This window comes from Allobosea sp. P1_A7 (genome assembly GCF_056406775.1).
In genome coordinates, this window is record NZ_JBFTZN010000556.1 from 1 (window position 1) to 1,466 (window position 1,466).

Genomic DNA, 1,466 nt, shown 5'->3' on the forward strand with positions numbered 1-1,466 from the left:
GCCTGATCGCGGCCTTCCTGAACCCGCTCGCCTTCGCCGCCAGCGGCGCCAATTCGGAAGAGGCGGTCAGCGCAATCGTGCGCGGCGTCACCCGCCAGGCCGGCAACGAGATCGACGAATTCGTCACCGAAGCACTGCGTAACAACCTGCTCGGCCTGCCGCTCGATCTTCCCGCGATCAACATCGCGCGCGGCCGGGACGTCGGCATCCCCTCGTTGAACGAGGTGCGTCGCCAGATCTATACGCAGACCGGCGAAGTACAGCTCAAGCCCTATAGCAGTTGGGTGGATCTGGTTCAGAGCCTGAAGCACCCGGACTCGGTGATCAACTTCATCGCTGCCTATGGGCTGCATCCCTTGATCACCGACGCGACCACGCTCGCCGACAAGCGCGCTGCGGCGACCCTGCTGGTCCTTGGTGGTGTTGGCGAACCGACCGACCGCCTCRATTTCCTGAACGGAACGGGCGACTGGGCCAGCGGCGCCGACGGCGTCACGATCACCGGCGTCGATGGCATCGACCTGTGGATCGGCGGTCTCGCCGAGGAGAAAATGCCGTTTGGCGGTATGCTGGGCTCGACCTTCAACTTCATCTTCGAGAACCAGCTCGAAAAGCTGCAGGACGGCGACCGCTTCTACTACCTCGAACGCACCGCCGGCCTGAACTTCAATGCCGAGCTCGAAAGCAATTCCTTCGCCAAGCTGATCATGGCGAATACGGATGCCACCCACCTTCCGGGCGTGGTCTTCACCACACCCGGCTTCACGCTCGAGGTGGATCAATCGACGCAGCACACGGGCCTGGGGGCTGACGGCCGCGCCGATCCCATCGAGGAGGTTGCCGCATTCACTGACCCGGCGACTGGGCTCGCCGCGTTCGCTCCCAATGCCGGCGGTTGGGTGAACCAGGATCTTTTCCCCCGCGAGCTCGCCGATGTGAACGGCGATGGTCGGGCCGATATCGTCGGCTTCGGGCATGCCGGGGTCTATGTCTCGCTGGCCAACGCCGACGGCAGCTTCCAACCGCTGAGCTTCCAGCTGGGGGCCTTCGGCCATGATGCGGCTGCCGGCGGTTGGGCGAGCCAGAATGTCTATCCACGTCAGTTGGCTGATGTGRACGGCGACGGCCGRGCCGACATCGTCGGCTTYGGCYRKGCYGGCGTCCACGTCGCGCTGGSCAATGCCGACGGYAGCTTCCAAACGCCGAACTTCCAACTGGGGCAATTTGGCGAACTTGCTGGCGGCTGGACGAACCAGGATCTCTACCCGCGTCAGCTGGCCGATGTGAACGGCGACGGTCGGGCCGATATCGTCGGTTTTGGCTGGGCTGGTGTCCATGTCTCGCTGGCCAATGCCGACGGCAGCTTCCAGGCGTCGAGCCTCAAGCTCGGTGGCTTCGGCCAGGATGCGGTTGCTGGCGGTTGGTCGAGCCAGGACCTGTATCCGCGCATGCTCGGAGATGTGAAT

General features: G+C 64.4%; 1 protein-coding gene. It reads left to right on the forward strand.

Annotated elements, in window-relative coordinates:
* On the forward strand, positions 1 to 1,466 hold a 1,466-nt coding region (locus AC1D34_RS37550), incomplete at both ends, for a peroxidase family protein (protein WP_476827027.1).